This is a genomic window from Methanomassiliicoccales archaeon, from assembly GCA_013415865.1.
In the GTDB taxonomy this organism is placed as follows: Archaea; Thermoplasmatota; Thermoplasmata; order Methanomassiliicoccales; family UBA472; genus MVRC01.
The window spans coordinates 184,375-209,182 of the sequence record CP058896.1 but is presented as its reverse complement, the minus strand read 5'-3'; the positions used below and the strand labels follow the sequence as shown (position 1 = coordinate 209,182).

At 51.2% G+C, this 24,808-nt stretch carries 31 protein-coding genes; 23 read left to right on the top strand and 8 right to left on the bottom strand.

Translation table 11 applies throughout. The features are described 5' to 3' along the window. The first annotated feature begins 130 nt into the window (after nt 1–130). The 11 genes from HPY73_01105 (at nt 131) to HPY73_01055 (ending at nt 9,348) form a co-directional block, all read left to right on the top strand. Nucleotides 131–412, top strand: a complete 282-nt coding sequence (locus tag HPY73_01105) for a hypothetical protein (protein QLH74182.1) — start codon at nt 131–133, stop codon at nt 410–412. Nucleotides 413–422: 10 nt separating this feature from the next. After that, nucleotides 423–1,304, top strand: coding sequence for a hypothetical protein (locus HPY73_01100; protein QLH74181.1), 882 nt, complete (start codon nt 423–425; stop codon nt 1,302–1,304). Between the two features lie 94 nt (nt 1,305–1,398). Beyond that, nucleotides 1,399–2,118: a DUF169 domain-containing protein gene (locus HPY73_01095; protein QLH74180.1), complete on the top strand. Its 720-nt coding sequence runs from the start codon at nt 1,399–1,401 to the stop codon at nt 2,116–2,118. 123 nt (nt 2,119–2,241) lie between these two features. Further along, nucleotides 2,242–2,706, top strand: coding sequence for an Lrp/AsnC family transcriptional regulator (locus HPY73_01090; protein QLH74179.1), 465 nt, complete (start codon nt 2,242–2,244; stop codon nt 2,704–2,706). A 41-nt stretch (nt 2,707–2,747) separates the two neighbouring features. Beyond that, nucleotides 2,748–3,941, top strand: coding sequence for a YcaO-related McrA-glycine thioamidation protein (locus HPY73_01085; GenBank protein ID QLH75595.1), 1,194 nt, complete (start codon nt 2,748–2,750; stop codon nt 3,939–3,941). Beyond that, the gene (locus HPY73_01080) at nt 3,938–4,579 is read left to right on the top strand and encodes a TfuA-related McrA-glycine thioamidation protein (GenBank protein ID QLH74178.1); all 642 of its coding nucleotides are present in this window, start codon (nt 3,938–3,940) and stop codon (nt 4,577–4,579) included. The genes HPY73_01085 and HPY73_01080 overlap by 4 nt, the downstream gene beginning before the upstream one ends. Nucleotides 4,580–4,860: 281 nt before the next feature. Continuing rightward, complete coding sequence (mcrB, locus tag HPY73_01075) at nt 4,861–6,189, top strand: coenzyme-B sulfoethylthiotransferase subunit beta (protein QLH74177.1); 1,329 nt, start codon at nt 4,861–4,863, stop codon at nt 6,187–6,189. An 11-nt stretch (nt 6,190–6,200) separates the two neighbouring features. Continuing rightward, nucleotides 6,201–6,620, top strand: a complete 420-nt coding sequence (gene mcrD, locus HPY73_01070) for a methyl-coenzyme M reductase operon protein D (protein ID QLH74176.1) — start codon at nt 6,201–6,203, stop codon at nt 6,618–6,620. 5 nt (nt 6,621–6,625) lie between these two features. After that, nucleotides 6,626–7,396, top strand: coding sequence for a coenzyme-B sulfoethylthiotransferase subunit gamma (gene mcrG / locus HPY73_01065; GenBank protein QLH74175.1), 771 nt, complete (start codon nt 6,626–6,628; stop codon nt 7,394–7,396). A 5-nt stretch (nt 7,397–7,401) separates the two neighbouring features. Then, nucleotides 7,402–9,066, top strand: coding sequence for a coenzyme-B sulfoethylthiotransferase subunit alpha (gene mcrA, locus HPY73_01060; GenBank protein QLH74174.1), 1,665 nt, complete (start codon nt 7,402–7,404; stop codon nt 9,064–9,066). A 9-nt stretch (nt 9,067–9,075) separates the two neighbouring features. Then, complete coding sequence (locus HPY73_01055; GenBank protein ID QLH74173.1) at nt 9,076–9,348, top strand: DUF2098 family protein; 273 nt, start codon at nt 9,076–9,078, stop codon at nt 9,346–9,348. 477 nt (nt 9,349–9,825) lie between these two features. Here the strand turns inward: HPY73_01055 and HPY73_01050 are convergent, their stop codons facing one another. Then, nucleotides 9,826–10,371 carry a hypothetical protein gene (locus HPY73_01050; GenBank protein QLH74172.1) on the bottom strand — a complete coding sequence of 182 codons (546 nt, stop codon included), beginning with the start codon at nt 10,369–10,371 and terminating at the stop codon, nt 9,826–9,828. A 58-nt stretch (nt 10,372–10,429) separates the two neighbouring features. After that, a complete protein-coding gene (locus HPY73_01045; GenBank protein QLH74171.1) occupies nt 10,430–11,014 on the bottom strand; it encodes a PRC-barrel domain-containing protein in 585 nt (194 codons plus the stop codon). Nucleotides 11,015–11,123: 109 nt separating this feature from the next. On the opposite strand from HPY73_01045, the gene HPY73_01040 reads away from it, so the two are divergent. Then, the gene (locus HPY73_01040) at nt 11,124–11,423 is read left to right on the top strand and encodes a carboxymuconolactone decarboxylase family protein (GenBank protein QLH74170.1); all 300 of its coding nucleotides are present in this window, start codon (nt 11,124–11,126) and stop codon (nt 11,421–11,423) included. 16 nt (nt 11,424–11,439) lie between these two features. On the opposite strand, the gene HPY73_01035 is transcribed toward HPY73_01040, so the two are convergent. The 5 genes from HPY73_01035 to HPY73_01015 all read right to left on the bottom strand — a co-directional run bounded on the left by HPY73_01035 (nt 11,440) and on the right by HPY73_01015 (nt 14,048). Continuing rightward, nucleotides 11,440–11,766: a hypothetical protein gene (locus HPY73_01035; GenBank protein QLH74169.1), complete on the bottom strand. Its 327-nt coding sequence runs from the start codon at nt 11,764–11,766 to the stop codon at nt 11,440–11,442. 52 nt (nt 11,767–11,818) lie between these two features. Next, nucleotides 11,819–12,124 (bottom strand): 4Fe-4S binding protein, encoded by a 306-nt coding sequence (locus HPY73_01030; protein ID QLH74168.1) that lies wholly within the window; start codon nt 12,122–12,124, stop codon nt 11,819–11,821. 1 nt (nt 12,125) lies between these two features. Beyond that, entirely contained in the window at nt 12,126–13,106 is a 981-nt protein-coding gene (locus HPY73_01025) for a carbon monoxide dehydrogenase (protein ID QLH74167.1), read from the bottom strand. A gap of 9 nt (nt 13,107–13,115) precedes the next feature. Continuing rightward, a complete protein-coding gene (locus HPY73_01020; GenBank protein QLH74166.1) occupies nt 13,116–13,313 on the bottom strand; it encodes an AbrB/MazE/SpoVT family DNA-binding domain-containing protein in 198 nt (65 codons plus the stop codon). Nucleotides 13,314–13,577: 264 nt separating this feature from the next. After that, entirely contained in the window at nt 13,578–14,048 is a 471-nt protein-coding gene (locus tag HPY73_01015; protein ID QLH75594.1) for a DUF2111 domain-containing protein, read from the bottom strand. A 621-nt stretch (nt 14,049–14,669) separates the two neighbouring features. On the opposite strand from HPY73_01015, the gene atwA reads away from it, so the two are divergent. Together atwA and mcrC are read left to right on the top strand one after the other, a co-directional pair. Beyond that, nucleotides 14,670–16,319 (top strand): methyl coenzyme M reductase system, component A2, encoded by a 1,650-nt coding sequence (atwA, locus tag HPY73_01010; protein ID QLH74165.1) that lies wholly within the window; start codon nt 14,670–14,672, stop codon nt 16,317–16,319. Next, nucleotides 16,316–16,918, top strand: coding sequence for a methyl-coenzyme M reductase I operon protein C (gene mcrC / locus HPY73_01005; protein ID QLH74164.1), 603 nt, complete (start codon nt 16,316–16,318; stop codon nt 16,916–16,918). The genes atwA and mcrC overlap by 4 nt, the downstream gene beginning before the upstream one ends. 51 nt (nt 16,919–16,969) lie before the next feature. Here the strand turns inward: mcrC and HPY73_01000 are convergent, their stop codons facing one another. Continuing rightward, entirely contained in the window at nt 16,970–17,557 is a 588-nt protein-coding gene (locus HPY73_01000) for a hypothetical protein (protein ID QLH74163.1), read from the bottom strand. A 127-nt stretch (nt 17,558–17,684) separates the two neighbouring features. Here HPY73_01000 and HPY73_00995 point away from each other — a divergent pair, with 127 nt between their 5' ends. From HPY73_00995 to HPY73_00955, 9 genes are all read left to right on the top strand, one after another. Continuing rightward, nucleotides 17,685–19,313 (top strand): methanogenesis marker 3 protein, encoded by a 1,629-nt coding sequence (locus HPY73_00995; protein QLH74162.1) that lies wholly within the window; start codon nt 17,685–17,687, stop codon nt 19,311–19,313. After that, nucleotides 19,310–19,735, top strand: coding sequence for a methanogenesis marker 6 protein (locus HPY73_00990; protein ID QLH74161.1), 426 nt, complete (start codon nt 19,310–19,312; stop codon nt 19,733–19,735). The genes HPY73_00995 and HPY73_00990 overlap by 4 nt, the downstream gene beginning before the upstream one ends. After that, on the top strand, nt 19,732–20,169 hold the full coding sequence (locus HPY73_00985) for a methanogenesis marker 5 protein (protein QLH74160.1): 438 nt from the start codon (nt 19,732–19,734) through the stop codon (nt 20,167–20,169). Before HPY73_00990 ends, HPY73_00985 begins: the two co-directional genes overlap by 4 nt. After that, on the top strand, nt 20,166–21,395 hold the full coding sequence (locus tag HPY73_00980; protein ID QLH74159.1) for a methanogenesis marker 15 protein: 1,230 nt from the start codon (nt 20,166–20,168) through the stop codon (nt 21,393–21,395). The genes HPY73_00985 and HPY73_00980 overlap by 4 nt, the downstream gene beginning before the upstream one ends. Nucleotides 21,396–21,397: 2 nt before the next feature. Continuing rightward, entirely contained in the window at nt 21,398–21,955 is a 558-nt protein-coding gene (locus HPY73_00975; GenBank protein ID QLH74158.1) for a methanogenesis marker 17 protein, read from the top strand. Then, nucleotides 21,955–22,887 (top strand): methanogenesis marker 7 protein, encoded by a 933-nt coding sequence (locus HPY73_00970; protein ID QLH74157.1) that lies wholly within the window; start codon nt 21,955–21,957, stop codon nt 22,885–22,887. Before HPY73_00975 ends, HPY73_00970 begins: the two co-directional genes overlap by 1 nt. 89 nt (nt 22,888–22,976) lie before the next feature. Continuing rightward, nucleotides 22,977–23,534 carry a flavodoxin family protein gene (locus HPY73_00965; protein QLH74156.1) on the top strand — a complete coding sequence of 186 codons (558 nt, stop codon included), beginning with the start codon at nt 22,977–22,979 and terminating at the stop codon, nt 23,532–23,534. A 12-nt stretch (nt 23,535–23,546) separates the two neighbouring features. Then, nucleotides 23,547–23,975 (top strand): GIY-YIG nuclease family protein, encoded by a 429-nt coding sequence (locus HPY73_00960; protein QLH74155.1) that lies wholly within the window; start codon nt 23,547–23,549, stop codon nt 23,973–23,975. A gap of 69 nt (nt 23,976–24,044) precedes the next feature. After that, on the top strand, nt 24,045–24,278 hold the full coding sequence (locus tag HPY73_00955; GenBank protein QLH74154.1) for a hypothetical protein: 234 nt from the start codon (nt 24,045–24,047) through the stop codon (nt 24,276–24,278). Nucleotides 24,279–24,808 lie beyond the last annotated feature (530 nt).

The following is a 24,808-nucleotide window of genomic DNA, read 5'->3' as shown; positions in this document are numbered from 1 at the left end:
CGAGGTATCTCTATTTTTAACTGATGCTGATGCCCCTCGGCCTTTAATGAAAACAGCGGACCAAAGACCATAAACCTTATATCACGTCCCCCTCAGTATAATAACGGCCTGGATGCTGGCAGGAGGGTCTATGATGAAAAAAGAAAACATAGAGTGCATAGGATGCAGCTCCTCCTTGGGTGTCGAGGTATTGAGCGACAGGTTGGTGCTTAAGGATAAGGTCGCCGTCATTCCAGGATTGGACCGCATCCTGGAGGAGGTCATGAAGATGAGGTTGGATAAGAGATCGGCCATCGCCGACGAGCTCATGACAAGGGTGAAGGCAAGGTTCATGGTCCCCGATGGAGAGGAGAAGGAATATCGGGAAGCCCTGATGGCCGAGTATGAAAGAAGGATGATGGACTTCCTTTGACCGAAGGACCATGGATAACTTATTCTACCGCGGCGTCGGTCCAGGGGCCGATAAGATGATGGTGGCGACGCTTTTTGGGCTCGACGAGGTCTTCTTCCTTGAACCGGCATATGAATGGCTCATCGACAATGTCTATACCGACCAGTTCCTGACGATAGATGGAAAGGAAGCCAGGGTCATAATTGATGAGGAAGAGAGGCCGATAGCCATGGCCGTCAAGGCGGATAGATGGTATGCCATCTCCCTGCTACATAGAGAACCGACCGATGCGTTGATAGAAGCCCTTGAAAGGTACGATCTGGAGGTCTATAGCACAAAGCGGTCTGATTTCATTGCGGCCACCCGAGAATATTTCTCGATATTGCTCGAGTCTGAGAACAAGCCGGCCCTTGAGGATTTTAATGAAAAGAGGATGCTTGACGTTGCCTGGTTGATCGGACGGTCCTTTGACGGGGAGCTAAAGGACAAGGTCTGTCTTGATGTAGGCTGTGGTTCTGGCCTCGGCTCCGCGGCATTGCATAGGCTGGGCATGAGAGCGGTGTCCTATGATCTGGACCCTTCATTGTTGTCAAGAGGGCTCCACGAAGGCCGTCTGTACCATCATGAGACCATGAGGATCGATGGCACCAGAGCAAGGATGTACATCGACCCGGTCGAATACGGGCTGGTCCTCATGGCCGGTAAGATAGCAGAGTTCAACTCGTTCCTCTGGAAGCAGATCATCGATGATGCGTTCACGCTGTCATCATCGACACTGATCACCGTCGAGACGAAAGAAGAGGCGGACATGGTGAAAAGATGGTGCCCGAAAGGGAGAAAGGTAAAAGTGTTCGAGAACGACCGGGACCCTTTCTATGACAGATGGGTCATCCTCGCGGTCAATAAAAAATAATACCAGATGATCGGCAACGAACAGAAATGCTATAAGTGCTGGCACTATCTGAAAAATCCGACAGATATTAATAATCGCTGAGCCGGTCCTTTTCATGGTGTTAACCGTGTCCAATTATGCAGAACTGTCAAAAAAGTTGGTGGATGCTTTGGGATTAAAGACAGAACCGGTGGCAGTGACCTTGATAAAAAAGGGCCAGAGCATACCTGAGGGATATCAGGTCGTCGACAGCGCCATGAGGCACTGTCAGTCGATAATGAAAGCGCGCAAAGGGGCCGTTCTTTGCATTCCAGCTGAGAAGAACGCATGTCCAGTCGGCGCATCTGCGCTAGGAGAGACCCCATTGCCCGAGAAGGTCAGGTCTGGAGAGTTCCATCATAACATGGGAATGTACGATACGGACCAAGCGGCCGCAAGAACGATGTCGGTACGCCCATCATTGCCCACCGGCTCCACTATCGCTACCGTGGTGAGCCCATTGAGCAAGGCATTGGTCAAGCCGGACGTGGTGGTCGTCGTAGGGCAGCCCGAGCAGATGTTCTGGATAATACCGGCCGCCCAGACCTATGACAAAGGTGGACGGGTCACCGTTGAGATGGCCGCGGTACAAGCATCCTGCGTGGATTCGACCGTGATACCGATCGACACAGGCAACGTGAACATATCCCTCGGATGCTTTGGATGCCGTAAGACCAGCGATATAAGTCCCGATGAGATGTTGGTAGGCATACCATGGAACAAGTTTGAAGGTACGGTGGCCGCGATAGAAAAGATGGCCCAGTCCGCCATCCCGAAGTCAAGGGCGAAGTCCTAAATCCAAACAAACCCTATTCATCATTTTATCTTTTGTCTATTTCTTGATCGTAAAACATTATTAGCATGAACATACAATAATGTGTAACAACGTTTCATGTAAAATGAACTTGGGGAAAAGCCCATGGACGAGTTAGACCTCAAGATCCTCAGGATGCTCCGTGAAAATTCCAGACAGAGCTTGGGAGTAATAGCAGAAAAGACAGGGACATCCAAGGCCACGGTATCCAGGAGAATATCAAGACTTGAAAAAGAAGGATACATCTCAAGTTATACCTTGACGACAAACCTGTCAAAGCTGGGGCTGATGAGGGCCCTGATAGGTATTGGAGTATCAGGCAATCTCATCGACCATGCCATCGAAGAGCTAAGGAAATTTGAGGAGATACAGACCATTTACAAGGTCTTCGGTGACCACAGCCTGATATGCGAGGTGTACACCAAGAGCGTCGACCTCCTCTATGAGCTCATACAGAGCAAGATCCTTAAGATATCTGGCATACAGAACGTCGAAGTGGACATTCTTATTGAAAGGTTGGTCCTAAATCCCGATGCAGAACTGGATATGCTCGCTAGCAATGCGGTCTGAGGGGACTAATGATTTATCAATCGACCACGTTACACCCGATGATGCAGCTTGTCAGCAGGCCGAAGTACCCAGATCAACATGGGGACAGGACTGTCGCGGCAGAAGACGCTCTCAAGAGGATCGAACCTTTGAGAAAGATCGCTGGTATCACGAGGATAGCTGACATCACTGGGCTGGACAGGGTGGGCATCTATGTGTTCTCAAGTATAAGACCGGAGGCGAAAGGAGGGGCCATTTCCGTTTACAACGGTAAAGGGCTTACCCCCGTGCAGGCGAAGGTCTCGGCTATAATGGAAGGCATCGAGCGCTATAGTGCAGAGATGTGGGATGAGATCATTGTCTGGAAAAGGGTCAAAGACATGGTGGGAGCATTGGACCCAATGGAGCTCATCATCCCTCCGGCGGTCAGATATCAGCTTTCACAATACCCGATAGCGTGGGTCCCGGCGTTCGATATATGCTCAGGAAAAGAAATCCAAGTACCTGCCTGTGCGGTTTTTCACCCGTACTATCCGAGGGCGGACCTCCAGCTCTTCCGTTCCAATACCAACGGTTTGGCATCAGGTAATAATATTGAGGAGGCGATCTTGCATGGCCTTTGTGAGGTCATCGAGAGGGATGCCTGGTCCATATGCGAAGGGAGGAGGAGGGTGAACTCTGACCTTGACATATCTGGGACGAGAGCTGAGAAGGTGGCAAGCATGTTCACCGACAAAGGCATAGAGCTTCATTTCAAGGACCTCACCAGCGATATCGGCATGCCTGTTGTAGCGGTCGCGGCTGACGACATCGAGACAAAGGACCCAGGTCTTCTGACGCTTGGCATCGGAGCTAATCCAGATCCAGAGGTCGCCGCCATAAAGGCACTTATCGAGGTGGCACAAAGCCGCCTGACCCAGATACATGGGGCCAGGGAGGACACGGTCCATGCGGACAGGAACCGGGCTCTTGGTTATGAACGCGTGAAGAGGATCAATAGACTATGGTTCGAGGACAGTGGACAGAGGAGGGACCTGGTAGACCTGGAAAACCTATCGACCAATGACATACTTGAAGATATAAATGTCCTGACGGGAAGACTCTCAAGGGTTGGTCTGGACAAGGTCTTGGTCTGTGATCTGACCAGAAAGGAACTGGGCATCCCGGTAGTGCGGGTCATTGTTCCTGGGGCCGAGATATTCGCAATAGACCCTGACAGGGTAGGTGCTAGACTCATGAGAGCGTGTGGTAGATGAAGACCGCGGTATTCGTCGGCATGAGCATTTCACACGAGGAGGCGAAGTCCATCCTCGATGCCATTTATCTACCTCCCATCAGAAGAGGGGATATCCCGAGATTAAGCGATGATGTGAGGTACGTCGGGATAATAGACGGGGTCTTCTCTAGCGAGTCCTCCGTGGGCCATAGGGAGATCATCTCCCTGTTGAAAAAAGGGATCACTGTGGTCGGTGGTGGCAGCATGGGCGCATTGAGGGCAGCGGAACTGGCAGATCTTGGTATGATCGGGGTGGGGAAGATATTCGAAATGTACAGGGATGGTGTGATCGAAGGGGACGATGAGGTCGCGTTGGTCTTTGATCCAGAGACATACTATCCATTGTCGGAGCCGCTTGTCAATATCAGATTTTTCCTTTCAAATGCAGTCAAACAGCGTGTGATAGAGATCACCCAGGAACAGATGCTCATCGATCATATGAAGAAGATATTCTATCCTCGAAGGACTTATGCTGCGCTTTTCAAGATAGCTGAAAAGGAACTGCCTCCTGATACTGTCAAAGCTTTGAGGGATATGTTGAGAGAGACATCCTTCGACCTGAAACGAAGTGACTCGTTAAAGGTATTATATACTTTGAAAGAATTGCAGGATGCCTAAAATCAAGAAAGGTGAAATATTAACTTAAGGGCGTTAAAATAGGATGCGTTTAACGGCCTTAAACGATTGTTTTTTTTAAGCTGTTAAGATAGAGCATTTTTTGTCTGGCCTTAGAACATGTTTTACCTATTGTTAATGGTGGATGGTTTATCCATCCAAGCGCAAGTTTATATTAGCAAAAAGAGAATTCCTAGCCCGCAAGGGGAGCCAATTTTCATTGAGGAGCAATTGATTTTCGATTGAGCTTCAATGAGAATTGAGTTAGAGAAAGGAGGTATAAAATGGCAAAATACAAGGACAAAATAGACTTGTACGACGACAGGGGCAAACTGATCGAGAAGGATGTCCCTCTCGAGGCTATCAGCCCGTTGTACAACCCGGCCATTAAGAGGACCGTATCTCTTGCTAAGAGGGTCAATGCGGTCGATCTTGCCGCACTTGAGGGAGCGCTCAAGAAGGCAAAGGTCGGAGGCGGCACCCTCAGGGGCAGGGAGATGGACCTTCCGATAGTGGCCAACGGAGAAAAGATAGCAAAGAGGGTAAAGGACATCCTGAAGGTCAACAAGGATGATGACACTGAGGTCAATCTGCTTGCCGACGGCAAGAAGATGATAATCATCACCCCGACCGCAAGGCTCGAAGCCGGTGCTGAATATACAACTGGATTCACCGCAGCCGCGGCAGCGCTCACCCAGGCGATCATTGACCAGTTCGATGTGGACATGTTCCAGGCGAGCATGGTCAAGGCAGCTATCTGGGGACGCTACCCGCAGACGCTGAACTTCCTCGGATCGGTCATGAAGACGATCCTGGATGTTCCGCAGCTGAACGAGGGTGCAGGTTACGCCCTCAGGAACGTCATGGCCAACCACTACGTCATGTTGACGGGCAGGAACGCCATGAACGCAGCAGCCATCGCGGCCATATTCGAGCAGGCGGCCGCCTTTGAGATGGGTGATGCGATCGGACCCTTTGAGCGCCAGCAGCTTCTCGCTCTTGCCTACCAGGGCTTGAACGCGAACAACATGGTCTACGACCTCGTCAAGGCGAACGGCAAGACCGGAACGGTCGGTACCGTCGTCGAGAGCCTCGTGGAGCGCGCACTTGAGGACAAGGTCATCAAGAAGGGAAAGAAGATGGCATCTGGATTCGTCGAGATGACCACCAACGACTACCCGCTCTGGAACGCCTACGCGTCCGCTGGTATGCTGGCCGCGATCATGGTCAACATCGGTGCCGCAAGGGCAGCACAGGGTATCCCGTCCACAATTCTGTACTACAACGACCTGCTGGAGCATGAGACCTCCCTGCCAGGAGCTGACTACGGACGCTCGATGGGTACCTCGGTCGGTATGTCATTCTTCAGCCACTCGATCTATGGTGGTGGGGGCCCAGGTCTGTTCCATGGGAACCACGTCGTTACCAAGCACGCGAAGGGCGTAGTCATCCCGGTAATCGCCGCAGGATGCGCACTCGATGCTGGTACCCAGATGTTCTCGGCAGAGGCGACCTCGAGCCTGATGAAGGATGTCTTCGGAGACATACCTGAGTTCAAGACACCCCTGAAGATGGTCGGTAAGGAGGCCAAGAAGATCAAGAAGAACTTCTAAGGTGAAACAGAATGGCTAGAACTACCCTACAAGAACAGGTCCCATTGCCTGAGATCCTGATATTCCCCGCCCGACTTCTGAAGGCGGAGACCACCGAGAAACTGCTGAACAGAGTGTACGATGTTCCCCATGTTCGTCACATCACAGTAAGCGGTGAATCGCTTCCGGACAAATTGACGGCCGGAGAAGGCAAAGGTCTGCCGAACGAGCACACTGAGAGGAAGAAGATCAAGGTGAAGGGATCCGAGGTTGACCTAAGGTTGATGGTCGGACGCATATTCGTTGAGATCGACGACGTCGAGCACATCGATGAGGCCATGGCCAAGATCGAGGAGGTCTGCAAAGAGCTCCTGCCCTTTGGGTTCAGCCTTGAGGTGGGGAGATATAACAAGTTCAAGCCGACTGTCACCGACTATAAGAAGATGAGGTGAAAATCATGGCATACAAGAGGCAATTCTACCCAGGAACCACTACGCCTGCGAAGAACAGGCGCAAGTTCATTGACCCGAACTACAAGCTCGAGAAGCTCCGCGATGTCGCGATGGATGACGTCGTCCGCATATTGGGCCACAGGAAGCCCGGTGAGGACTACAAGTCGATCCACCCGCCACTGGAGGAGGGCACCGAGCCCGACTGCCCGATAAGGCAGCTGGTCACCCCGATAGAGGGAGCCAAGAAGGGAGACAGGATCAGGTACGTGCAGTTCACTGACTCCGTATACTTCGCGCCGGCCATCCCATATGTCAGGGCCCAGATGTACATGTCGAGGATAAGGGGTATCGATACCGGTACTCTGTCCGGAAGGCAGATCATCGAGATGCGTGAGAGGGACCTAGAGAAGGTCGCTAAGGAATACATCGACAACGAGACCTTTGACCCAGCCAGGACCGGGATCCGTGGCGCGACCGTGCACGGGCACGCTTGCCGCCTTGATGAGAACGGCCTGATGTTCGATGCATGGCAGAGGTATCGCTGGAACGCCAAGAAGGGCGAGGTTGAGTATGTGAAGGACCAGGTCGCCATCCCCTTGGACAAGCCGATCTCCGTCGGCAAGCCCATGGACGAGAAGTGGCTGAAGGCGCACACCACGATGTTCCGCGCTGATGACGTGGACATGAGGGACGACCCCGAGGTCATGAGCCAGAACCTTCGGATACACAGGCTAAGGACCCTGTGCGGTTTCCAGCCGTTCGCCGTTAAGGAGTGATCACAATGGCCAAAGAGAAAGACAAGTTGTTCATGGCAGCAATGAAGAAGAAGTTCAAGGAGGCCCCGACCGAGGTCAACACCACTTACTACACCTTCGGAGGCTGGAAGCAGTCGAAGAGGAAGAGGGAGTGGGTTGAGCAGGCTAACAAGATCGCCAAGGAAAGGGGCATCCCGATGATGAACCAGGATATCGGTGTCCCTCTCGGACAGCGTGTCCTGATGCCATACCAGCTGAACCACACTGACATCTATGTCGAGGCAGATGACCTGCACTTTGTCAACAACGCTGCTATGCAGCAGTGCTGGGACGATATCCGCAGGACGGTCATATCCGGCCTCGACACGGCACACAATGTCATTGAGAAGAGGCTAGGTAAGGAAGTCACCCCAGAGACCATCAACCACTACCTGGAGACCGTCAACCATGCTATGCCTGGTGGCGCGGTCGTTCAGGAGCACATGGCCGAGTGCAGCCCAGCGCTTACCGCGGACTGCTATGTTAAGGTCTTCTCCGGAGACGACGAGCTTATAGACGAGATCGACAAGCCCTATGTGATCAACATCAACAAGGAGTTCCCAGCGGACCAGGCCAAGCAGCTTAAGGAGGCCGTTGGAAAGTCCCTGTGGCAGGTCATCAGGTGCCCGACCATAGTCGGCCGCGTCTGCGATGGAGGTACGATGTCCAGGTGGTCTGCGATGCAGATCTCGATGTCGTTCATCAGCGCCTACAAGCTTGCCGCCGGTGAGGCAGCGATCGCCGACTTCGCCTACGCCGCGAAGCACGCGTCCGTGCTTGAGATGGGTACCATGATGCCGGCCCGCCGTGCACGTGGCCCGAACGAGCCCGGTGGCATACCGTTCGGATTCCTTGCAGATATGTCACAGTCGTTCAGGAAATACCCGGACGACCCATGCCGCGCAGCCCTTGAGGTAGTCGCGCTCGGTGCGGTCATCTTCGACCAGATCTACCTTGGATCGTACATGTCTGGAGGTGTCGGCTTCACGCAGTATGCTACCGCGGCTTACACTGACAACATCCTCGAGGACTATGTCTACTATGCCGCAGACCTCGTGAAGTCCAAGTACGGTGGCTTCTGCAAGAGCAAGCCGACCATGGACCTGATCGAGAAGCTCGGAACGGAGATCAACTCCTACGCCCTCGAGATGTACGAGCGCTACCCGGCCGCGATGGAGGCCCACTTCGGAGGTTCCCAGCGTGCGACCGTCGCAGCTGCCGCCACCGGTATCGGAGTCGCCATGGCGACCGCCAACGCCAACGCTGGTGTGAACGCCTGGTACCTGTCAATGCTGCAGCACCGTGAGCGCCTAGGCCGCCTCGGGTTCTACGGATACGACCTGCAGGACCAGTGCGGTTCAGCGAACTCGCTGTCGTACAGGTCTGATGAGGGTCTGCCCCACGAGCTCCGTGGACCGAACTACCCGAACTACGCGATGAACGTCGGTCACCTGTCCGGATATGCTGGTATCGCAGGAGCCCCGCACTTTGCGCGTGGGGATGCGTACGCATGCAACCCGCTCATCAAGATCGCCTTCGCCGACAAGAACCTCCCGTTCGACTTCGCGAACATCACGAAGGAGTTCGGCCGCGGCGGTCTCCGCGAGTTCATGCCAGCAGGCGAGAGGACCGTCATCATACCCGCGAAGTAAGGTGGTCCAATGGAGATTGGGGACTTCGCCAGGTACAAGAACACCGGGACCGTCGGAAAGGTCGTCGACAAGTATTCCGAGTCAGGGGTCGAGTGGATCGAGCTCGACAACAAGCTAGTCTACAGGGTCGAATACCTGGAACCGGCCTCGGAGGGCGAGTACAAGGCATCCTCGGTCAAGGACCGCGCGGAAGGGCTCTCCATCGAACAGATAGAGCGCATGAAGGAAGAGCTCATGAAGGCGGAACGGCATGCCTACGCCACCCCAAGTGGTGGAGGCTGAGCATCAAACCCTTTACCTTTCCATTTCTTTTTATTGCACCTTACATTCTGTCCGACAAGATATCGCTCATTTTTCTTGAGATGTCAGGGCATGATTGAATTCTCAAGCCTTATGAGGATTATCGGGGCCTCCTTATCATAGGATAAATGCCAGGCATAATCATATCTGACGAGCCCTGAGAACACCAGATATCCGAATAGATACCATCAGCGTTTTTTCGGCTACGATGATATCAGGTCCGACAATTTTTGATTATTCATTATTTCGCTTATTTTTCATGAAGATACATGGATGACATATCACAACAGCAGGCATTGGGAAATATCTATATGAGACAACAGCGAAATTTTATGACGTCTATGGAGTCGGATGAAAACCTTTTTTAATCTCTATCGGGGACGAAATTCGCGATCTTTTTAATCATCTGATCAGAAAGGTCGGAAAGAATTGTTTCACTTCAGACCATTTCCAGGCAGTTTAATCTTCACTGTCGAACCCGACAAAGATCGTAGCGTTCTTTGGGTCATCCTCTATGCCATATCTGTTCTTTACCACCAGATCCCCCAAAGGCGATGGTGAACATGAAACGACTCGTGATACGCCAGGTATCGACTCGAGCTCTGGGAATGATACCGGGGGCATGAAGAAATATTCCCTAGTTTGGGGCTTTACATCCATGAAGATCACAAAATCTTCGCAGAGCCAGAGGACATTGTCCCTATTTTTATACTTCTCCCTTTCACCAGGTATGACCTCGATACCAACGACTATGCCATCATCGGCCATCATCAATACCGTTGGTTCCGGAGGAGGTCTGAAATCCTTATTCTTCAAGATGCAAAGGACGTGTTTTCTCTGCATACATTGTTCGACGCCCTCATTCTTAACCTCCATCCCCATCTGGGATTTGATACAACGCTCTACTTTGGCGACACCTTCTCTCGTCTCCATGTCGAGCGGGAAGACCTTGAGCGTCCCCTTCATCCCCTTGATGATGTCAATTGCAGTTTCTAAAGACGACATCGGGGCGGTGAACGGGTTGGAACTTAATAATTATTATCCATCTTATTTGGCATGATGTTCAATCTACACGTGAGGCAGGTTTTTTGCTCAGATAGTCCTTTATGCCACCCACATCGATGCCCAATAAGAACACGTCCGCAACGTTCTTGACATCGGAGGTCCTCAATTTGATCGTGGGCTTCACCCCGATCTTCTTTTTGACCTTAAGCTCGTCTACAAGCACCTTATCTACCACAACCTCGAACATCGGTATGGACCAGCTCGATTCCATGTCAATCTGAAAATCTTTTACTGTGCCGATCTCCCTTCCGCTCTTGTCGAGCACTCTTTTCCCAACCTGGTCTTCTAGGGTGTTCTGTGCTTTGTAATCCTCAAGGACGGTGTTGCCCATATTCTCCATCTCAACGTTCAACGTCACCATGTCCGAGATGGACCGGACCGCTTCGACCTTGACCATGGCAACCTGTTGGCCCACCAGTTTCTTCTTCTTGTTGAGATAAAGTTCATTTCCCTTGTTTATCTTTATTCCGATTGCTGGCACTTTCCAATTTGCAAGGTCCAACGCCACATCTTCGACGACCCCGATCAATTTCGCATTGGAGCTCAAGACTTCCTTTCCATATAGGTCACTGAGTTCGATCATTCCCCATCTCCAAATATGTACAGGGGACCAAGATATTTCTAATCTCTCATTCCAGACCTTGTTCTACGATTTGAAAGTAATATATCCAAGTGTACCGCTCGTGTCCATCATGAGCTTGACACAGATAATGAAAGAACAGCCTGAGGTCATCAACGCCCTTTATCGTTATAAGAACACAATATTCAAGGACGGAAATCTTTCCAACAAGGAGAAAGAGCTGATCGCGATAGCCGTCATCTGCGTTCTAAAATGCGAAGAGTGTCTAGACGTCCATGCCAGGAGAGCGATAGAGCTGGGGGCGACAAAGGACGAGATAAGGGAGGCCATGCTCGTTGCAATGTACTTGGCAGGGCCCCATGCTGTGATATGGTCAGAGAAGATAGACGAGTTCCTCTCGGATGGGCGATAAAAAGCCCGATCCGATCTTAGGGTCCCTTGCCATATTCCATGTGCATATCCTTCTTCAATGCGAATCCCGCACAGCTCTCAGCGCATTTCAATATGGACATGGGATAGGGGCATACAGAATGTTTAAGGGTCCTGCCACCATGAATATACACCTTGTTCTCCCCGAACGGCATGTGGATGATGTCCTCCACCGAAAGTTCCCTCAACGACTCGCCCAGTTTCCTAACATATGGACAACCGCATTCCAACCTTACAGACACCTTGTCCCCATTGAAATGACAGGTCACCGTCCCTTTGAACCTGCAAGCACCTGGGTCGACGTTAAGGACCACATCTTCGCTCATACAGGCCGAATCTGGGCCCCCCCATAATTATCTTTTCTATGGTCTGCCAGATTTACCTGCAACAATCCTCTCCACAGGTCACTTCCTTCCTTCCCAATAATGCAGACGTGATCATCGCATATGCACATCCGACCCCGCTGTCCACTTTGATCGCTCCAACGGGACAATTGGTCATACAAGCTCCGCACTCCATACATCGCTCATAATTTACCAGCGAAGCCTTGAAGTCCCCAGGCGCGAAGACCCTGTGAGGGCAGACCTGGGAGCATCTGCCACAGTTCACGCATCTGTTCATGTCATATCGCAATGTATTAACCTGGGCACGAACTGTCTTGCTGCAATCACATCCTGAGCCCATCTCACCACCCCCCTGACCTAAATAGTGCGGCGAGCAAAGTAAGGACCGTAGCGACGATGGCGAACAAGGCCATGACAGGTATATATCTGAATATCTCTCGTCGGACACTGCTTCTTGATGGATAAGGGGTCGCGCCGGTCCAATTGAGCCCTAGGTACCCAGTGAATGCGAGCGAGTATAATACGATCGATATTTCATACGCAACCAAATCTATGGTGTCAATTCCTTTCCATTTGCATAGCGCCACCGCAATGAGCGGGATGGAGATCAACCCTCCTACGAACATACCTTTTGTCGAATAGTCCTTCGTTGGAAGATAAGGGAATAAAATAGGAAACAGGACAAGACCCCCTAGGTAGATGGATAGAACGACCATCAATCCGAAGGGTCCGGCCGTAAGATAACCAAGAATGCAAAATGCCAGAGCATAGATGAAAAAATTCTTCAGCTCAACGGGAATGAGCACCAATCGCTCTTTCATGGGGAAAGTAACGGTCCTCATTTTTTCGTCTGCCTTCTTTCCACCTTCCATGAACGTTTTTATATCCGAGGCACGGACAGGTCCATATATCACATTGAACCCCGTTCTTCTTTTTACCTCGTGGGCAGCTATGCCAGGAGCTCCGAGCTGGGGAAGGATCAGCTCTCTATGTCTAACGATCTCCTCAAGGCGAGACGAGCTGATACGTGCGACAAGTTCTTCCGTACCAAATGTGCCTTTTCCAGCGGCGCACCAGACATTGATTCCCTTTGTGTCAAGGACCAAGATATACGCGTCCATACCTTTAAGTCCAGTTCTCAATGCATCGAAGCTCAATTTATAATTCGCTGTAACAAACACTGGGGACATATCTGTGGGATCTCCAAGTGAATAAAGACCTGGCTCCACCTTGTGCTCCCCTCTTTTATACCCAAGCCTGATGAGAAGATGCTCCATCTTATCAGCAGTTGTCAATTCTGTGCCAGCTTTCAACATGACCATCCTATCACCTTAAAGGAGCTCTTCGATCTTCTGATTGATCATCTCGATCTTGATCAATTGGATACAACAGACCTTTCCTTCGCGATGACCGATCGCCACAGCCAAGCGGTCTCCGGGCATAATTCTCGCTGCTTGTCTAACCTGTTTTGGCAGAACCATCTGGCCTCGTTCATCGATGGTCGTGATGCCCTCTACCTTGTAATCCATAGGGACACATGACCCTTTTTGTGACATAGACATAGATATGAAGTATAGATATTAATTAATTCTGATTTATCTGAAATATCAGTAATATCTATCCTTTAAGGATAACAATAAAAAATCTTGGAGGAAGTCGAGCTCGACCGCCCTTTCCTGATTCGCGATCACTAATAGGTCACCAAAAAGAAATGGTTCTGCGACCAAGATCTTAGAGTTTTCATTGAAGATCAACCGAAACAAAAAATGAAAATCAGGTCGGGATAGCGATGCTCATACCCTCTCCTTTCTCTTGGACATCATCTCATAGACCGTGGCCTTACTGATATCCAATGTACCTATTGCCGCGATCGCTTCTTTCTTTCTCATTATCGGAACCACGACGACAGGCATGCCTCGGAAAGGGCCAGTGTTGGCCGTCTTCCTGATGATCTGTCCTCGCCTCAGAGCCTCCTCAAGCATCGGTCCTGTGAAGTTTGTGTCGACCACCTCTCCGTCCTCACACCTGACCCCATGCCTGTTCCTGCTCCTCATCGTCACTGGGGTACGGTTCAAAAGCTCATGGATTGCCAGACAAAGACATTTGAGGTCATCCGCCTCTGTGTCCTGGCTTAATAGAGTGGTCCCTTCTGTCCAACATCTCCTAGATTGATTGTTCAGGGCCAACGCAGCGGTCACAGCACCCTTCTCCGCAGCATCATAGCTGAAGGCCGTCCCAATTATGATCACATCGCCATCTTCCATCCGGAACACATTTTTCAAGGGGGCCACCTGTGATTGGTCTGGAAAGTCCTCATCGCCTGGGAACACCATCTTTCCTTCTTTCACGATAAGTGTGGTTGCACCCACAGCCCCTGAACGTACCGCCTCGTCCCTCTGCTCGCACCCCATCTTGATCTTGTAGCCCATCCCTTTTATGAGCACAGCGCAATTATGCTTCCCCAATGTTAGGTCCTGAAGGTCCACCTGGGCGACAAAGATCCCCGAGTTCTCGAACCTCTTCCTACCTCTTTCAGTTATCACCGTTCCCATTCTGGTATTCTCTATGCTACCTTCGCGCGACATCTTGTCAAGGATGGTCCTTATGGACCCCTCCCCTATCTGCAATGCCTCCGCCAATGCCTTTCTCCCGATGGGCCCACGTTTATCTATGACCTGATAAGCTTTCCATATATGATACATGGAATATTTGGGGGTCGGGCCACCTGCAAAATATGAATTGAAAGCCATGGACATTATGGATGGATATATAATCCATCCATATAAACATTGTGAACTCGTATTAACAATATTTTAATCATCTGGGTAGCTTATCTTAACAGGGTATAGAAAAGTATATTAGTGCTAGACTCTTTTCAGCAACCCATGCCTGAGGACAATGAGATTTTCGTCATAATTGATAACATCAGCAAGAGTTTTAATGGAAACTTGGTCCTCAGAGATATCAGTGCCACCCTGAGACCGGGGGAGACGCTTGGCCTAATTGGAAGGAGCGGAGCTGGAAAGTCGGTCCTGATACACATCCTCAGGGGGAGCAATGATTACAGACCTGACCAAGGACGCATAATCTATAGGGTAAATCATTGTCAAAAATGCGGAAGGTTGGACATCCCTAAGAGAGGCGCCCCTTGCAGCAGATGCGGTTCGAACACGACAATAAAGGAGATCGACTTCTGGAACTTGCCAGAGAGGGACCCTCTTCGAATGGCAATGAAAGAGAGGATCGCCATCATGCTCCAAAGGACATTCGCGCTGTATGGTGAGAACAGCGTCATAGAGAACATATTCGAGGCCATGGGCCCGAGGATCAATGACGCGGACAAGATAGAAAGGGCCATCGAGCTTTTGAAGCTCGTGAACATGGAGCATAGGACGATGCACATAGCCCGCGACCTTTCTGGAGGAGAAAAGCAGAGGGTCGTGTTGGCGAGACAATTGGCAAAGGACCCGATATTGTTCTTGGCTGATGAGCCTACCGGAACCCTGGACCCTCAGACCGCCGAGATGGTGCACAAGGCCTTGAACGATGCTGTTAAAAAGAAGAACATGGCCATGGTCGTTTCCTCGCACTGGCCAAAGGCCATCAACCGTCTTTCTGACAGCGCGATCTGGCTCGAGAGCGGAGAAGTGATGAAACATGGGGCCCCAAAGGACGTCACCAAGGAGTTCGAGGTCTGCTTCGAGAAGACCGATGAGATGATGGACGTCAGCGTTGGCAATGTCATCATCAGGGTCGAGAATGCCAAGAAATATTATTATTCGATAATGAGAGGTGTCGTCAAAGCGGTAGATGATGTCTCGTTCGATGTCAAAGAGAAGGAGATATTCGGCCTGGTCGGGCTTTCTGGCGCAGGAAAGACGACATTGTCCCGCATGATCTCTGGAATAACACCGGCCACCGGAGGACTTGTGGCGGTCCGTATAGGGGACGAGTGGATAAACATGTCTGAGATGGGGGAGCAGGGCAGGGGACGTGCCACTCCTTACATAGGTATTTTGCATCAAGAATACTCGCTATATCCATTCAACACCGTCCTTCAGAACCTTACGATCTGCATCGGGATGAAATTACCAGCTGAACTGGCAAAGATGAAGGTCATCCAGGTGCTGTCGGGCATAGGGTTCACCTCGAAGGAGATCGACAGAATACTTTATGCATATCCGGACAACCTTTCTGTCGGAGAGAAGCAGAGGATAGCGTTGGCACGTGTCCTTATACAGGAGCCGAGGTTTGTCATACTTGATGAACCTACGGGTACGATGGACCCGATCACAAAGAACTCCGTGGCCAAATCGGTCTTGATGGCGAGAAAGGAGCTCGGGGAGACATTTATTATAGTCTCGCATGACATGGACTTTGTGCTCGATTGCTGTGACAGGGTGGCGATGATGAAAGGAGGCAAGATCGTTGCCATCGGTTCTCCAAAAGAGATAGTCGCCTCGATGACCGAAGGCGAGCTTGCGGAGTATGCGTCATGCCAAGAGCAACCTGTGTCAAGCGAGGGGAATAAGTGAAGGAGAGCATTGGCAGAAAGACACGCTTCGTCGAATGCAGAGAATCAAGAGGTCTGGGCGTAGGAGGGTCGCTGGCACAAAGGGCCACGATATCGGAATCCGGAAGGCAGGTGGTCGCCGTTGCGATGGGCCCAGGCAAGAGACATATCACCAAGCCCGTCTGTGAGATAACTTATGAGCTTAGGGAGCAAGGCATTGAGACATCCGTGATCGTCATCAACGCAGGGTCAGGTGTGCCTGCTGATGCTCCAGATGCGTCGACCAGCTCGTTGTTCGGTCTTGACCAGATAGAGATCGATAGGATCAAGCAGTTCAAGGTGGCATTGATCCATCTTGGCAACGTCAAGAACCATATAATCTACAAGGCAAGGCTCATACTTAGAAATGTGGATCTGCCAGCAGTGATAGTGTGCCAGGCCCCTGTGGACTTCGAGGATTTCGCGAAGATAGGTGTCAAGACGAGGGTCGTCATGCCAAAGAAGGAGAATATCGGCACCAAGGGCGAGATCAAGGAGATAATCACTGGTGTTGTAAGAGGAACAACGATCTCCCAGGCGAAATTGGATGAGATCGTGATGAAGGTAAAGAAATGGGCCTGATCGTTTATTATTATGCGCCCATTTTATCATCGGTAATCTTGTTCCTCTATCTCACACACCCTCGTTCTCAATGTTGAACCCGACCAGATGCGTCCAATGTTTGGAATCTAAATGTCCAAGCTTCTTCCTGATGATATCGTCGCTCAAGGTCGAGATCGAACCTGACGTAACATCGATGACACCATCGACGTCATCTAAGAAATGGAATGGTATCTCCGGTAATACAAAGAACGGCTCACCTTCAGGTTGAACGTCAAGGTACAGGACGAAATCTTCACCAAAGAACTGTACATCATTTCTACCGTGATATTCCTCCCTTCGCTCTGGTGTCAGATATTCCCCTATGATCTGTCCTCTTTTATCCATGATGTATACGAGATCCTTTGAAGGTTCCAACAATGAGATGCTCGATCTTATGACGATTATGAAGCAATACTTCCTTCGGAGCGTCTCCCAGACGCCCGTGTTTACAAAGGGCATCAGGCCTCCGCAGGCACCATTGGCCTCGCAGGCGTTCTCCGCTGTTGCGATTTCTTTTCTAAAATCCTCGTCCAGATATTGGAAGTCGATTATTCCGGGGACGGACCTCATCCGCTTCTCGACCGAGGCCAGCACATTATCGACGTTCACATGCTTCAACTGTACTATCGTATATAAATAAATAGACGGATGAAAGGCGACCAAAGAAGACCCGATTCATTCACTGGCATAACGATTCTTTATGGCAAATTATTTAATTAGGTCAATGCCCTCACGACTTGACCAGATGAAAATTATAGTCAACAAGGTTCCCATGGACGTCAGTGACAATGCGACGGTCGCGGACGTCATCAGCGGGCAACCGTACAAGAAAGGAACGGCCATTGCGCTCATACGATCGATGGAGCAGGTCAAGAAGGAGACCAGCGAGTTCGAGGTAACAACAAACAAAGGATCTTTCGTCATCAAGATAAAGGATGGACCATGGCTACAGTTCTGGAAAGAGTCGTATCCATCTTTGGTTGGAAAAACAGTGCGGTGGCAGACATCCAAGGTGACCGCGATCGGCTCTTTCATCTCAAAAGCAACACCATCGAGGGAACCATCTAAGTTCACAAAGTACGATTGCTTGTTCGCCCTCGGAGGCTACGACAATCGAACAACATACATAATGATCGCCAGGATGGACCATGAGGCTTCCTACGGTGTCGCCTCTCCCATATTCGGTAGAGTAACAAGAGGAAGGCATGTGCTGGACATCCTTGAAGAGACAGATAAGGTCATATCGGTCGAGCCGGTGATAATCGAGCTGAGCTCGAAGGACGCCTTCGCGACCACGGACATCTCGACCCCCCTCGAGGAAGGCATGTCGGTCGAGACCTATGTCGCTGTAAAGCTCGATAACCGTTCCCCCGTTTCTGTCGAACATTTTTTGGTGGCCCTTGAGAAAGGAGAAGGGACGATAACCATCACAGATAAGACCGAGTCCTTCACAGCATCCTCCACAAGAATGGATGTCAACCTGGTGGAGGAGGCCCATGACATCAGGGAGGAGGACGTGGTGACCGTGAGGCATACCGGACCTGGGATGGGAAGGATCTATTTCTATCAGCGGCGTAGGCAGGTGGCACCATCTCACAACATCATCGGAAAGATATGTAATGGTCATCAGCTGATACATCTGGCCCCTAAAGGTGAAAGGGTGACGGTCGTTCCTGACCCGATGAGGGTGATGGTCATTGGAATGACCCAAAGAGAAGGTATGGAATTCCTGTCATCCCGTGGTCTGAGACAAAAACGGACGGGCCTTGTGGAAGACGATATGGTCATTGTTGAACAGGAACCGGAGCTCACCATCCATGCGATAGAGGATGGCGAGGTTGAGACGTTCGGGACCGACCCTTCGAAGATAACCACGTGGTATTTGTACCGGGACAAAGACCCGAACACGGTCAGGTACATTGAGAAGATGACCGGGCTGGACCATAAACCGATCGGGACCGTCAAGGTGCACTTCACTTATGAGGGGATGCCGATGGTTACCTTCGAGGGCGATGACAGTCTTGGGGCCAAGCTATATCCAGAGCCGTCGTTTGGAGAACTTAGCAGAAAATGCGACATCGGGGTCACCAACATGTCAAGGCCGAACCGCGGGATCATAGGCATCAGGCTCGAAGATAGCAACGAGTTCGGTCCGACCGGTGAGGAGGCCCATGGTACAAACCTTGTGGGCAGATATGTAGGAGACCTTTCGACCATGATGAACGGGCTTAAAGATGGCGACATCGTCTATGTAAGGGAGACCACCGTCGACCCCGACAAAAAGGTGACGCGGAAAAAGGAACCCAAGAACGGGGTCAAGAAGGCTGCGGTGAGAAAAAGGAACAGCCCGAAGAAAAAGGTGACCACGAAATGACGACCGATCACGAGACCCGCTATATTGTTCTCGCCCCAGACTCAGAGTTCACGCCGGCGCAGTTGGCAAGAACGATACATTCGATGAACCTCGATGTTGTGATCAAAGAGACCTGCTTCGGGGTCGTCGTATCCGGTAAAAAGGACGAGATAAAGAGGACAGTGGAGGAGGTAAGGAGGATCGATCCCAACAGGATCTTCACAAAGGTCAGGGGATTCCCGGTCGGTGACCAGCGAAGGTGCAGGGCCCATAAAGGCTCGAGACCGGGCTTTGCCCAGCTGGAGAAGGAGTGGAAAGATCTCGTGCTCGTTGAAAAAGGACTCCAGTGCATAGAGAGAGGAGAACCTGTACCTAAGATCTCCAAGAAGGGCAAACTTCCGGTCAAAGAACTCCAGAGGATCTGCAGGGAGGATATTCAATGAAAGTGCTCATCGTTCCACCGAACAGCCTGATATTGTTCGACCTGGTGGAGAGGTTTGGTCATGAGCCTCTTAGCGTCATGGCAGCGCTGCAGGAAAAGATAGAGAACAGGGAGATCGAATCGCCGCCGATGAACATAACGGTGGATGATGTGAAAAAAGGCCTTAAATATGCTGGTATAGAAGTACCATCTGGTATCAGGGGAAGACTTGCGGTCTACGGGCCATTGATAGAGCAGGCCGAGGCGGCCGTCATAATGGAGGACGCTCCATTCATGTTCGGTTGCGTTGGATGTGCGAGGACCAACGAGATGATGAAGCTATTGATCCGGAAAAGGAAGATACCGGTCATAGAACTTGACTACCCATCCAATGAAGATGAGGCTAAGGCCATGGTCGCGAAGCTCAAGGCATTCCTGGAGGGATTGAAGAAATGATAAAGATCGCACAGCTCTCCTGCGGAACTGATTATTCTGGGGTACAATCTGAGATAGAAAAGGCCGCCGAAGCAGTAGGGGCGAGGATGGTCTATCCTGATGTGGACATGGAGAGGATAAATTCAGCCGTCGAGAAGTTTGGGTTCAATCCGGTCAGCCCACAGCTCAAGCTCATGATAGCCAGGGCAGAATCGCTTGCTGAGAAGAGATATGATGCTGATGCGGTGTTCATATCGTCCTGCTTCAGATGCGCAGAGGCCGCATTGGTCCGTACCGAGCTGAGAAAATATATCCAGAACAATACCAGATTGCCTGTGGTCACTTACAGCTTCACCGAGAGGACGAAGGCGGGCCAGCTGCTTACAAGGATGGAGGCCTTGGTCACGATAGTGGAGAGAAAGGAGCTTTTGGCGAGGGAACGCCAGGTGGGCCTGACCATGGGGATCGATTCGGGCTCGTCCACCACCAAGGCCATGGTCCTGCGGGACAATGAGATAATAGGCAAGGCCTGGACCCCTACTGCAGATGTCTTCTCATCGGCCGAGACAGCTGTGAGCGAGGCCCTGGCCCAGGCGGGGGTAAAGATGAGCGACATCGAGGCGATAGGCACCACTGGCTATGGGAGGTTCACGCTCGGAAAGAAGTACAATGCCAAACTAGTGCAGGAAGAACTGACAGTGAACTCGAAGGGGGCCGTATGGTTGGCGGACCGCCAGAAAGGTGAGGCGACCATCATCGACATTGGAGGGATGGACAACAAGGCCATCACCGTCAGGGACGGCATCCCCGACAACTTCACTATGGGAGGTATCTGCGCCGGGGCCTCTGGACGGTTCTTGGAATTGACAGCGAAGAGGCTTAAGGTGGAGATCACTGAGCTGGGAGCCCTCGCGGACAAAGGGGATTACAGAAAGGTCCAGATGAACTCCTATTGTTCGATATTCGGCATACAGGACCTCGTGACCTCGTTGGCAGCAGGCCACACCATCGAGGACGTCGCATCAGCGGCATGTCACAGCGTCGCTGAGCAGATATATGAGCAACAGCTGCAGGAGATAGATGTCAGGCAACCTGTGATCCAGGTCGGGGGGACCTCTTTGATCTCAGGCCTCGTCACCGCGGTGGAGCATACATTGGGACAAAGGCCGATCGTGCCTCCGAACTCACAGTACATCGGGGCGGCGGGAGCGGCCTTACTGTCCTCTGGTTTCCTCGAGGGACATTGATCATGGAGATGATTGTCGAAGGAACGGACAAAGAAGGTGCCGAGACCTATGCCCAGATATTTGAGAGGATACTCCTCGAGATGGGCATTACAACCGTCCTAGAGAGAGTGCATCTTCTGATAAGACCGGAGGACCCCCTTTTTGTTATTTCGGTCCGTATGAGAAAGGCCGCTGGTGCCAGATCGGTCCATGAGGTCGCAAACCTAGAGGACATGGAGGGGGGAGTGATGGTGAGCATCACGGACGAGAACTACGCGCCCAGGCTTCTGGCCCTCTTGTGGAAGACCTATGGCAGGGACAGGGTCGAACAGCTCACCAGGTATGAGGTATTCGTCTCTGGTGTGACCAGGATGGACTTTTGGGAGATGAAGATCGATCCGGAAGAAGAGCTGAGGGCGCAGGTCCTTGATGCGATATGGAAGCTCGTCCCAGAAGGACTGAAGATACGTCATACATTCTCGTCTTCCGATGTTCTTACGATAGCGAACACCGAGCATGGCTTTGAAGCAGATTGGCTGAAGAAGGCGGAAGAGGTCCACCATAAGATGGAGGCGGCCTGATGTACCAAGTGCTGATGTTCGACGGAGGGGTCTATAAGATCAACGAGTTCTATGAGCTCATCGAGGATATCGGAGGATTTGTCGTCCAGAAGACCCAGATCCAGGTGCAAATATTGGTGACATTCGCGATACCAGAGGAGGACCGACCGATCATCGAGGCGAAGGCCCGAGAGCTTGGAGGTAAATTACTTGACGTCCCTCTCGCCGGGACCGAGATAGTGGTTGTTGGTCCCACCTTGGGGAGGCATCATATGCCCCACCCCATCTGCGATATCGCGGAGACGCTCAGGAGATATGGTGCCATCACGGTCGTCATGGGGCTTGCCCGTGGAAAGGGAAAACAGACCGCTCAGATCAATGCAGAGGAAAAGGCGATCATCAATGAATATGATGCTGCCGTCTTCGTGGTCGGCAATTTCCGCGAATGCGTCGAGAAACACAAGTACAAGCTCTGGCAGGACATCGAGGTGCCAGTGGTCGCCACATGCGGACCAGAGTTCAGTTCCTTACCCTACTGCGAAGCGCTCGTCTGCGGTATCGGAAGAAAAGTAGAAAGAATGAGGAGGGCAGAGGAGATCCAAAAGCTCGAGGAGGTCGCAAGCAAGGTCCAAAAGATCATAACCGACCGCAGAAGGGACATTGAGCTTGACCCTCTTTTCGTTCATCCTGCTGAGATAAAGGACCGCCTAGACGAGCTAGAGGCGATCCAGGAGAACCTGAGACCGGCCCCAGTGGTGCTTCATGTAGATGGGGTCAGGGCCAAGGTACCATATGATAAGTTCAAGGACAAGATAGCCGACCTGGAGATATATGGAAGGAAGTTAAGAGAGATCGCCACGATCAGTCCTTCGAGAATGGAAGGGAGCATCCTGATGAAGATCAAGACGAGGAGCCAGGTGGAATCTGAGGACAGGTCACGAGCGAAAGATTAGAACCTAGGCATTGTCTCAGGTCTTCAAGCGCAACGGCTCAATCGACAAATTTTACTATCGGTCACGGTCATTGTCATCCAGGTGGAACCTTGAAGGTTATAGGCATATCCGGGAGCCCAAGAGCGGGCGGGAACACCGAGCTTTTGGTAGCTGAGGCATTGGAAGGAGCAAGGTCAAAGGGCGCAGAGGTCGAAATAGTAACGTTGGCAGGGAAGGACATCAAAGGCTGCGTGGCACATCCGACCTGTGGGCAAGGTGGGAAGTGCCTGATCGAGGATGATATGCAGCCGATATATGCCAAGCTCATGGAGGCTGATGCGATCATCATAGGTACTCCGATCTACTTCGGAAGCATGACATCACAGACCAAGGCCTTCCTTGACAGGACCTACCTGCTTTCAAAGATGGGCAAGAAGCTGGAAGGAAAGGTCGGAGGCGTCATCGCCGTAGGTGGGAGGGCAGGTCACGAGCTCACGACCTCGGTCATTTTGGACTTTATGACGCTGCAAGGTATGGTCCTGCCCCCCTATGCCTTTGCGCATTCTTATGTCAGAGATCTCGGGGCCGCAAAAGGTGACGAAAAGAGCATGAAGGCCGCAAGGGCTCTTGGGGAGCGCGTAGCTTCTCTTGCATCAAAGACGAGATAAGGCAGGTCTGAGATGAGAGATGCCGCTGCGGTTGTGAAGGGAACAAGGTCGCTCCATAGGGGCTCCTACGTTCTCATAATCGACCTCGCACAGGATACTACCCTTGAGATAGGGTCGTTAGGGAGTTGTAGCTTCAAAGCGGGTTTATATGCCTATGTGGGCTCTGCCCAGAGCGGACTAGAATCAAGGGTCGGACGGCATTTCTCAAAGAAAAAAAAGAGACATTGGCATATAGATTACCTATTGGAGGTCGCTGAGCCGATCTCAGCCTTCCTCGTTGAAGGGCCGGACAATGAATGCGAGATCAATGGCACGATCGATAGGTTCAACGGTTCAGAGGTGGTATGCAAAGGGTTCGGCTCTTCAGATTGCGATTGCCCGGCACATCTCCATAGGATCGAGGAATCGGTATTGCCAAGGTTACTGAACGAGCTAAGCTGATTCACATCAGGGTCAGAGGTCTGAGTTTAAGATCGACATGGTTCATTACATCATAAAGGAGGAGCAGGGATGTTCGGGGACAAGATCAAGAAGATCGAGGAGAAGATAAAAAAATTGAACGCTCTAAAGGCCGACTACAGAAAAGAGCTGGACGAACATCACCGTGAGCTTGAGAGAAAGGAGATCAGCCAGGAGAAATATGATAAGATAAAGGCCAAGACCGAGGCCAGGATGGAGAAGATCTCAAAGAAGATCTCTGAAAAAAGGGCAGAATTGGAGGAACTGAAGAAGGCTAAGAAATGACGACAATCGTCACGATTGCAACGCATAGAGCCCCATCTGGAAGAATCGAAATTTCGGCTCCGAAGATTACTTATATTCAGGGCATCCTACATATTATACGGTCCGGAGGCTGAAAGGCTCTGGAGAAAGCAGACTGATATCAGCATCATTTGTGGATGATGTCCATGGTGTCTGTCTCGCTGCGAAGCTCTTGCTTCGGTCCGCAACAAGGAAACACAGTGTGAAAAACCTGTGCCCCTCGAGCGGATTCCAGAACATGTCTGCCGTCCAAGGACGGGCCAGTCAGTTCGGAGAACGGGCGAACACGGCTCAACGATCTCGGAGATCTGCAGATGCCCTTGACGGTGCCGGAGTTCGAAGTACCCAGAGACCCAGTAATCCTCGGACCACCTTTCTGACATCCATATAAAAATGAACGTTTATTCTTTTAGAAGGGATATTTAGTTTCCACCATCGCCAGTATGCAATACATTTAAAATAGGATGATGAGTTTCGGGTTACAATCTTGTTAACATCATTGACCTGAGGGT

Bases quoted from the DNA above. Each gene is read 5' to 3' on its own strand.
- HPY73_01090 (QLH74179.1), top strand. From the start codon at position 2,242: ATGGACGAGTTAGACCTCAAGATCCTCAGGATGCTCCGTGAAAATTCC.
- mcrG (QLH74175.1), top strand. From the start codon at position 6,626: ATGGCATACAAGAGGCAATTCTACCCAGGAACCACTACGCCTGCGAAG.
- atwA (QLH74165.1), top strand. From the start codon at position 14,670: ATGCCTGAGGACAATGAGATTTTCGTCATAATTGATAACATCAGCAAG.
- mcrB (QLH74177.1), top strand. From the start codon at position 4,861: ATGGCAAAATACAAGGACAAAATAGACTTGTACGACGACAGGGGCAAA.
- HPY73_00955 (QLH74154.1), top strand. From the start codon at position 24,045: ATGTTCGGGGACAAGATCAAGAAGATCGAGGAGAAGATAAAAAAATTG.
- mcrA (QLH74174.1), top strand. From the start codon at position 7,402: ATGGCCAAAGAGAAAGACAAGTTGTTCATGGCAGCAATGAAGAAGAAG.
- HPY73_01020 (QLH74166.1), bottom strand. From the start codon at position 13,313: ATGGATTACAAGGTAGAGGGCATCACGACCATCGATGAACGAGGCCAG.
- HPY73_00990 (QLH74161.1), top strand. From the start codon at position 19,310: ATGACGACCGATCACGAGACCCGCTATATTGTTCTCGCCCCAGACTCA.
- HPY73_01105 (QLH74182.1), top strand. From the start codon at position 131: ATGATGAAAAAAGAAAACATAGAGTGCATAGGATGCAGCTCCTCCTTG.
- HPY73_01050 (QLH74172.1), bottom strand. From the start codon at position 10,371: ATGTCGTCTTTAGAAACTGCAATTGACATCATCAAGGGGATGAAGGGG.
- HPY73_01030 (QLH74168.1), bottom strand. From the start codon at position 12,124: ATGGGCTCAGGATGTGATTGCAGCAAGACAGTTCGTGCCCAGGTTAAT.
- HPY73_00960 (QLH74155.1), top strand. From the start codon at position 23,547: ATGAGAGATGCCGCTGCGGTTGTGAAGGGAACAAGGTCGCTCCATAGG.
- HPY73_01085 (QLH75595.1), top strand. From the start codon at position 2,748: ATGCAGCTTGTCAGCAGGCCGAAGTACCCAGATCAACATGGGGACAGG.
- HPY73_01055 (QLH74173.1), top strand. From the start codon at position 9,076: ATGGAGATTGGGGACTTCGCCAGGTACAAGAACACCGGGACCGTCGGA.
- mcrD (QLH74176.1), top strand. From the start codon at position 6,201: ATGGCTAGAACTACCCTACAAGAACAGGTCCCATTGCCTGAGATCCTG.
- HPY73_01095 (QLH74180.1), top strand. From the start codon at position 1,399: ATGGTGTTAACCGTGTCCAATTATGCAGAACTGTCAAAAAAGTTGGTG.
- HPY73_01045 (QLH74171.1), bottom strand. From the start codon at position 11,014: ATGATCGAACTCAGTGACCTATATGGAAAGGAAGTCTTGAGCTCCAAT.
- HPY73_01040 (QLH74170.1), top strand. From the start codon at position 11,124: ATGAGCTTGACACAGATAATGAAAGAACAGCCTGAGGTCATCAACGCC.
- HPY73_00995 (QLH74162.1), top strand. From the start codon at position 17,685: ATGAAAATTATAGTCAACAAGGTTCCCATGGACGTCAGTGACAATGCG.
- HPY73_00975 (QLH74158.1), top strand. From the start codon at position 21,398: ATGGAGATGATTGTCGAAGGAACGGACAAAGAAGGTGCCGAGACCTAT.
- HPY73_01025 (QLH74167.1), bottom strand. From the start codon at position 13,106: ATGGTCATGTTGAAAGCTGGCACAGAATTGACAACTGCTGATAAGATG.
- HPY73_01080 (QLH74178.1), top strand. From the start codon at position 3,938: ATGAAGACCGCGGTATTCGTCGGCATGAGCATTTCACACGAGGAGGCG.
- HPY73_01035 (QLH74169.1), bottom strand. From the start codon at position 11,766: ATGAGCGAAGATGTGGTCCTTAACGTCGACCCAGGTGCTTGCAGGTTC.
- HPY73_00985 (QLH74160.1), top strand. From the start codon at position 19,732: ATGAAAGTGCTCATCGTTCCACCGAACAGCCTGATATTGTTCGACCTG.
- HPY73_01015 (QLH75594.1), bottom strand. From the start codon at position 14,048: ATGGAAGATGGCGATGTGATCATAATTGGGACGGCCTTCAGCTATGAT.
- HPY73_00970 (QLH74157.1), top strand. From the start codon at position 21,955: ATGTACCAAGTGCTGATGTTCGACGGAGGGGTCTATAAGATCAACGAG.
- HPY73_01100 (QLH74181.1), top strand. From the start codon at position 423: ATGGATAACTTATTCTACCGCGGCGTCGGTCCAGGGGCCGATAAGATG.
- HPY73_00980 (QLH74159.1), top strand. From the start codon at position 20,166: ATGATAAAGATCGCACAGCTCTCCTGCGGAACTGATTATTCTGGGGTA.